Genomic DNA, 7606 nt, shown 5'->3' with positions numbered 1-7606 from the left:
AGCTGTATCGATGCTTATTATGTAAAATTAACTCGATTTTCTTCCCATTATCAACGCCGCTTGCTTTAGGATATCATTCTCCATTAACAAACGTTTATTCTCTTTGCGTAGCGCGATAAGTTCGTTCTCTTCAGTTCGACGATTATCTTTTGCGATGAATGAGCCGGTAGTTTGGTACTGCATTATCCAATTATCTAATGCTGATTTGGTGAGGTCATACTCTGCGACGATATCCGCACGTTTTTTACCATTTTGATATAGCATGACCATTTGTTTTTTGAACTCGTTAGTAAAGCTACGTTTTGCTCTTCGTGATGAATCGATTGCCATTGTTGTTACCTTCTCTTATTTTTAGTTTATCATAACAATGACCTTATAAAACTGGTACTAATTAGTGTAGCCGATCCAGTTTTAAGAAATAAGAGTTAAGGTGTCCTGCAAATAACACCAAGGGGGGGGGACATAGACATATCATCAGCAACATCTAAACCAGTATCCATAATTATGCCTCCATCCATGACCATATATAACTCACTCGTCCATAACTGCAGCAGGGGGGAGGGGGTTTCGCCGTAATCGCCCACAACACCCCATTCAGTAAAAAATCCAGCACCAATTTGTCGTTGATAAAAATCACCTTCAGAAGATGGTGTAGCACCATCTACGCCATTTTTACATGGGAATTTATCATCTACACCACACTTCGCATTGGTTAAATCGCTTATCCGTGACATTTTATAACCTAAACTATCACACCATGTTGATTGTTTTACAAAATCAGCCACATGATAATAGTCCAAACCACGACTAACGAACCACTGCTTTAACACAAAGCCATACTTCACCGCATTGCCACGACCATCTGTTCCCACCAATTCAAATGTCTGTGGCAAAGATGGAACTTTCAGTCGGCTAGGAAAATCTGAATTTCGCTGACTAGGACTTGCACTAGGACCATGTAATGTTACCCGCGTAACATAATAATCAGGGTTATATTTCTGATGCGGAGGAATCCAAATATCACTATCTCCTAATTGGATTGGCCTCGTCCAACTCACCGTTGCTTTTATATCCCCTTCCGTTTCAACATACCAAGTCAACTGACTTGCATCTTCTCCTTCTATATCTAAATCAAAATATAAACCATCTAAGCCCGTAGTTGGAAAATTAAGTTCATAATCGGGTAAATTAGTTGCCTGAACAAGAAAACCTTTATCAGGATCCCATATGTTAGGTGGGCCTGCGTGATTATTCCCCCAAAAACCATCATGGCTATTACCAAATCTTAGATTCGGCCTTACATAGTTGATAAACATAGATGAAGGCAAAATTATTGCATCGCTACGATTATTATGCATTCGACTAGTTTTGCTAGTTAATGCCTGCAAATTCAATGAATGCAGTATTAATAACAGTACCAACAAGATTTTTTGGGTTAATTTTGATAATGATTTGGAAGATATAAATGAGCTTCGTATAAAAACTCGTCGAATAGGATTATTTGATAAATTTAAGACATAGGTTTGCTAGTGCCTAAAATGATAATGCATTACATTCCTCGTGTCAAGTAATATTTTGTTTTATTTGAATTTTTATAATTATTCGCTTATTTAATAAGCTTGTTTTCCTACAGCGATGAAAGTATAACCATTTAAAAAATAGTTGGCTAGTTTTTTGGCGGATTTTTTTGTAAAGAAATGTAAAGATGCAAACAATTCGACTTTATAGATAGGAGAATTTTATAATTAAAATAGTGTGTTAGCTTTAGAACATATTGGCTTTTGCGGAATGATTAATATTGCTAATAACATCTAAAACACAAACACACCCAACAGCCCAGTTTGGCGTGCTAGCTTTATTTCGTTATCGGTATATTTTGATGCTGTGATAAGGCAAGCATATTAGCATTGTGGTGCTATAAGTGTGTTTTTTACTTTAAAATCGTTCAGGTAGACTATTGATTTTATTTGATTTTTTAGTGAAATTAATTCACTATAAAGTATCTTTGGGAATTTTATATTTTGTTTAAAGTCTATTTGAATGCATTTAAATATTACATGCCAGCTTTAGTTTGTTCATAATAAAAAATTCTTACTTGAGATGCTGATTTTCTTAGTTGTCAGCACATTTTGATATTGGAATATACCAACAACTAGGCAATGTTCTGCTTTATAGACTTTATTTAACGTAGAATTAAAGTTTGACCTATTTACCAATACAAAACGAACTGAATATACGGCCTAATAAATCATCAGAAGTAAATTCTCCTGTGATTTCGCTTAAGGATTCTTGCGCTAATCTTAGCTCTTCAGCGAGCAATTCACCAGCATGGAAGGTGACTAGTTGGTGTTTACCATTATTTAAGTGCTCGGCTGCCTTTTCAAGTGCTTGAAGGTGGCGGCGACGTGCTAAAAATCCACCTTCTGTGCTACTGGTAAAGCCCATTGTTTGTTTTAGGTGATTGCGTAATAGTGAAATGCCTTCCCCCGTTCGAGCTGAAAGCTGAATCAGTGAGTAGCCATTTACTTCACTATATCCTAGCTTTTCGCCTGTTAAATCGGCTTTATTACGAATTACGGTTACTGGCATATTTTTAGGTAAGCGTTCAATAAATTCAGGCCATAGCTTTTCTGGGTTGGTTTCTGTTGTGGTTGTGCTGTCAACCATGAATAATACACGATCAGCTTGCTCAATTTCTTGCCAAGCACGTTCTATACCAATTCGTTCTACTTCGTCACTAGCTTCTCGTAAACCTGCGGTATCAATAATGTGTAGTGGCATGCCATCAATATGGATATGTTCACGCAGTACATCACGCGTGGTGCCTGCGATATCGGTCACAATGGCAGCTTCACGCCCAGCTAACGCATTAAGTAAGCTTGATTTTCCTGCATTAGGACGCCCTGCTATGACTACTTTCATGCCCTCTCGTAACAATGATCCTTGTTTAGCTTCTTGGCGAACTTCGCTTAAACGAGTTATGACTTGGTTAAGCTGTGCTTCTATTTTGCCGTCAGATAAAAAGTCAATTTCTTCTTCAGGAAAATCGATTGCTGCCTCGGTAAATATGCGTAAATGAATTAAGGATTCAACCAAGGCATTCACTTTTTTAGAAAATACTCCTTGCAAAGATGATATTGCCGATTTTGCCGCTTGTTCTGAGCTAGCATCAATCAAATCAGCAATAGCTTCGGCTTGAGCCAGATCTAGCTTGTCATTTAAAAATGCACGCTCTGAAAACTCTCCCGGCTTTGCAATGCGGATGTTAGGAAGTTCTAATATACGCTTTAAAAGTAGATCCAAAATAACTGGACCACCGTGCCCTTGTAATTCAAGTACATCTTCGCCTGTAAAAGAGTGTGGATTTGGGAAAAACAGCGCAATACCTTCATCTAAAATTGAACCATCAGTAGCTAAAAAAGGAAGATAATGCGCATACCTTGGTTTGGGTATTTGCCCTAATACTGCCTGAGCCACGGCTTGGGCTTGGGGTCCAGAAATGCGCAATATACCTACGCCACCACGACCTGGTGGTGTTGCTTGTGCAACAATTGTGTCTGATTTCATATTTATCTGTAACTGATTTAAATTTTAATAGTTAATGATATCATGGACGCACGGCAAAAACAGTAGTTACCCGTGCTTTTGCCGTGATGCGCCAATAATTCTAGTTAGATGGTTGACTGGGTAATTGGTTTTCAGGGGGGGTACTATCGCTTGGATGGTCGAATAACCAAGAATTTGCTAGTGCTAGGGGTTCTCTTATTAATGCGATATATTTATCTCTTTTAGTCAAATCTAATGGCGCGGCTAAGCCTGATACTTCGTTAATTCCTGAACGTTTAGCAAGCATTAGCGATCTCAATAAATGAAAATCATTGGTTACCACAACCGTTTTGCCTAAAGGTAATATACGATTTGCATAAATAAATTGTTGGGCTGTTCGGGTTGATTTGTCTTCCTGATAAATTCGATTAGCATCGATCCCTTTTTCAATTAAATATTGAGCCATTACACTAGCTTCAGTTGCAGATTCATTTTTTCCCTGTCCGCCACAAACAACAACTTTGGTTTGTGGGTTATTTTGTAAATAATTTATGGCAATATTTAAACGCTCGGCTAAGGTTGAAGAAGCTATGGCTGGTGTGTTAATCACTTGGGCTCCCAATATGACCAAGGTATCGGCATTTTTTATTGGTTTTTGCATCGAAGAAATATAAATCGCAATGTTAGCAATAATGAAATAGGCTAATATTAAGGCTATACCATACTTTATTGATTTTGTTATCATCCATTTTTTCCTTTATTTTTTATAACAATTTTCAAAATGATCGTTAACTAATCCCATGGACTGCATAAAAGCATAACAGATGGTAGAACCAACAAATGTAAATCCTTTGTTTTTTAGCGCTTTTGACATTTTTTCTGATATATCAGTACTTACGGGAACTTCGCTTTTGTCGTTAAAGTGGTTAATAATTGGTTTATTATTAACAAAAGACCAGATAAATTGCGAGAAATCTTCACCATTTTTTTGCATGTTTAAATAAGCATGAGCATTTTTTACAATGCTATTTAGCTTTAAACGATTACGAATTAGTCCTTTATTTTTTAAAAGATGTTCAATATTTTCAGGCGTTAGCTGAATAATTTTGTGTGGGTCGAAATTAAAAAAGCAACGTCGATATTCATCGCGTTTTTTTAGAACAGTGATCCACGATAATCCCGCTTGTTGCCCCTCAAGGCAAATTTTTTCAAATAGTTTAAGGCTATCATATTGGGGAGTGCCCCATTCGTTATCGTGGTAATGAATGTATATTGGGTCATCCAAAACCCAACTACAGCGTACTTTGTTGCTATTTGTCATCAAATTTTATCCAATTTATCCATTATTGATTATGCTTTATCGTGATTTATATTTTTTAAGCTTCGATTAATTGAATTATAAATCAAATAAGTAGTTTTGTTGCATACATTAAATTTTTTTATGATGAAAAAAAAGCCTTTTTTTTGTGGCAGAATGAATCTCACGTTTTTAACTTAAATCAATAAAAGATAGATTTTTTATTTTCTAACTTAATTTAATAATAAGGTTTTTCCATGAGTCAGTCTGTAATCAACGCGGAATGGCAGCCTAGTGCTCGACCATTAAATCGGCAGGATTTTAAAACGTTAGTTTTGTCCTCTTTGGGTGGTACGTTAGAATTTTATGATTTTGTTATTTATGCGCTTTACATCGATACCATTGTAAAACCACTATTTTTACCGCATTTTTTATCGCCATTAACGTTAGATTTATTTGCATGGGGTATTTTTGCTGCTGGTTATTTGGTTCGTCCTGTTGGTGGCATAATTATGGCGCACTTTGGTGATAAAGTGGGACGTAAGCGGATGTTTACCTTAAGCGTGGCTATGATGGCATTACCTACATTTATCATTGGTGTTTTACCAACTTATGAAGTGATTGGTATTTTTGCACCTCTGTTATTATTAGTGATGCGTATGCTTCAAGGTGCCGCAATTGGTGGTGAAATGCCAGGAGCTTGGGTGTTCATTGCTGAGCATGTGCCAAAGCAACGTTATGGTTTAGGTATCGGTACGTTAACTTCAGGTATTACTGGCGGTATTTTACTTGGCTTTATTGTGACTATCATTATTGATCTTTGTTTTACCACCGTAAATATTTTAGATTATGCTTGGCGTATTCCGTTTATTATTGGTGGTATTTTTGGCGTTATTTCGGTTTATTTACGTCGATTTTTATCTGAAACACCTATCTTTAAAGAGTTAGCGGCACGCAAAGCAATTGAAAAGAATATTCCTGTCGTTACCGTGCTTCAAAAACATAAAACAGCTTGCCTAATTGTGGCTCTTTTGACTTGGTCGTTGTCGACGGCAATTATGGTGGGTATTTTGATTACACCGGGTCGTATTGTAGGTGGCATGTACCATTTTGCTAATCTTGATTGGCGTATTGGTGGTTGTATTGCTGCACTAACTTTGACTATCGGTTGCGTTATTTTTGGTTGGTTAGAAGATAAAATAGGTACAACCAAAACAATGCTAATTAACTGGGGCGGACTTGCTATTATGAGCATTGTATTTTATAGCTCTTTGTCGCCAGATATGTCCTTAACTAAACTTTATTCGCTTTGGGCTGTATTTGGGCTATTTATTGGTTCTGTTGCAATGACAGCAATCGTTGGTACAAGAGCTTTCCCTCCTGCGATCCGTTATTCGGGTTTGTCATTTTCGTATAATTTAGCCTATGCGCTATTTAGTGCATTTACACCAACATTAACCATTTATCTATTAAGCCCTGAACATTTATTAGGTCAATATAGTTATCTTGGTGCTGGTATTTACATCTCTTTTGTGGCGTTAATTGCGGTTGGGGTCGGTTTCTTTCCTTTAGCTAAAAATGGCTGGCAAAGTGAGGAAAATCATTAATCGATAAAAGCCTAAATAATAAAAACATTAATTATAAAAATATTAGGGCGTGTTGATCTTTCGTGATTATTTTTTAGACGGCATGATGTGAGTTATAATAATTCTGTAAAAAACAACCATAACTCGATTCATCATGATCCTCGCCAAAATATTAGACAGTGCCCACCTCTATCATTTTTTCGTTTTGGTAATATTGTTGTTCATATTGTTCAGGTGATACCCAGCCATTGGCTGAATGACGGCGTATCCGATTATAATAGATTTCAATATATTCAAATAGTGCTTGATTAGCCAACTTTCTCGTTTTGTAGTAACAGTCATGAATAATATGGGTTTTGAGTGTATGGAAAAAACTTTCAACAATCGCATTATCAAAGCAGTTTCCTCTTCGACTCATGCTTTGTCTTAGCCCATATTGTAACAATAATTGTTTGAAATCAGCACTGCAATATTGGCTTCCTTGGTCACTATGAATGAGTACATTTTTAGGAAAGTAACGCCGAAATAAGACTTGTTTTAATGTATTACACACTAAATGACGGTCTATGTAGCGTCTGGTTTGCCTAGCAATCACTTTTCGTCCATATAAATCGATAATCACCGACAAATATAACCAACCTTCACCCGTTTTAATATAAGTAATATCGGTTACCCATGTTTTATTAGGCTTATCAGGGTTAAATTGTCTATCTAACGTGTTGGGCGCAATATTGCGATGAGCCATATCTGTTTTATACTTGAATTTACGTGCTGCTTTACTATGCAATCTTAAACTAAGTAATCCCCATTGTTGCAAAACACGGCTAATTGTCCTTTCTGAAACTTGATAGCCCGCTTCTCTTGCATCATGAAGCAGGCTTGGTGCACCCAAACGGGCATTATGTTGCCAATACTGCTTTTTAATATACTCGCTGAGTTTAGCTGATTTGTTTGCTCTTTTTAACCAAGCATAATAACCCGATGAACTGACACCAAGTAATGAGCATATCCTAGTAACGGGATAGCAGGTTAAATGATTTTTCATATAAGCGTACTTCATCGACTTGGATTGTTGATGATATGCACATGCGCCTTTTTTAGTATATCATTGGCCATTTTCAGTTCTTTAATCTCTTTTTCTAACGCCATAATCCGCTGTTGCTCAGCGGTTAACTCT

At 36.7% G+C, this 7606-nt stretch carries 6 protein-coding genes and 1 pseudogene; 1 reads left to right on the top strand and 6 read right to left on the bottom strand.

The genetic code is table 11. From position 1 onward, the window contains the following. Nucleotides 1–27 precede the first annotated feature (27 nt). The 5 genes from A9G38_RS08975 to A9G38_RS08955 all read right to left on the bottom strand — a co-directional run bounded on the left by A9G38_RS08975 (nt 28) and on the right by A9G38_RS08955 (nt 4867). Nucleotides 28–330: an IS3 family transposase gene (locus A9G38_RS08975; protein ID WP_034915944.1), complete on the bottom strand. Its 303-nt coding sequence runs from the start codon at nt 328–330 to the stop codon at nt 28–30. Between the two features lie 95 nt (nt 331–425). Beyond that, nucleotides 426–1424: a hypothetical protein gene (locus tag A9G38_RS08970; RefSeq protein ID WP_141671781.1), complete on the bottom strand. Its 999-nt coding sequence runs from the start codon at nt 1422–1424 to the stop codon at nt 426–428. A 781-nt stretch (nt 1425–2205) separates the two neighbouring features. Then, nucleotides 2206–3567 (bottom strand): tRNA uridine-5-carboxymethylaminomethyl(34) synthesis GTPase MnmE, encoded by a 1362-nt coding sequence (mnmE, locus tag A9G38_RS08965; RefSeq protein WP_034915492.1) that lies wholly within the window; start codon nt 3565–3567, stop codon nt 2206–2208. A 100-nt stretch (nt 3568–3667) separates the two neighbouring features. Next, complete coding sequence (locus A9G38_RS08960; protein WP_051634360.1) at nt 3668–4291, bottom strand: YdcF family protein; 624 nt, start codon at nt 4289–4291, stop codon at nt 3668–3670. A 12-nt stretch (nt 4292–4303) separates the two neighbouring features. Beyond that, entirely contained in the window at nt 4304–4867 is a 564-nt protein-coding gene (locus A9G38_RS08955; RefSeq protein WP_034915495.1) for a DNA-3-methyladenine glycosylase I, read from the bottom strand. Between the two features lie 233 nt (nt 4868–5100). Between A9G38_RS08955 and A9G38_RS08950 the strand changes: the two genes are divergently transcribed. Further along, nucleotides 5101–6450, top strand: coding sequence for an MFS transporter (locus A9G38_RS08950; RefSeq protein ID WP_034915498.1), 1350 nt, complete (start codon nt 5101–5103; stop codon nt 6448–6450). Nucleotides 6451–6601: 151 nt separating this feature from the next. Here the strand turns inward: A9G38_RS08950 and A9G38_RS08945 are convergent. Continuing rightward, nucleotides 6602–7516 (bottom strand): annotated as a pseudogene (locus A9G38_RS08945) (IS3 family transposase); the annotation flags it as partial. Between the last annotated feature and the right edge of the window lie 90 nt (nt 7517–7606).

Origin of the sequence: Gilliamella sp. Imp1-1, from assembly GCF_001690415.1 — a bacterium.
In the GTDB taxonomy this organism is placed as follows: Bacteria; Pseudomonadota; Gammaproteobacteria; order Enterobacterales; family Orbaceae; genus Gilliamella; species Gilliamella bombi.
This window is presented reverse-complemented; position numbering and strand designations above follow the sequence as displayed.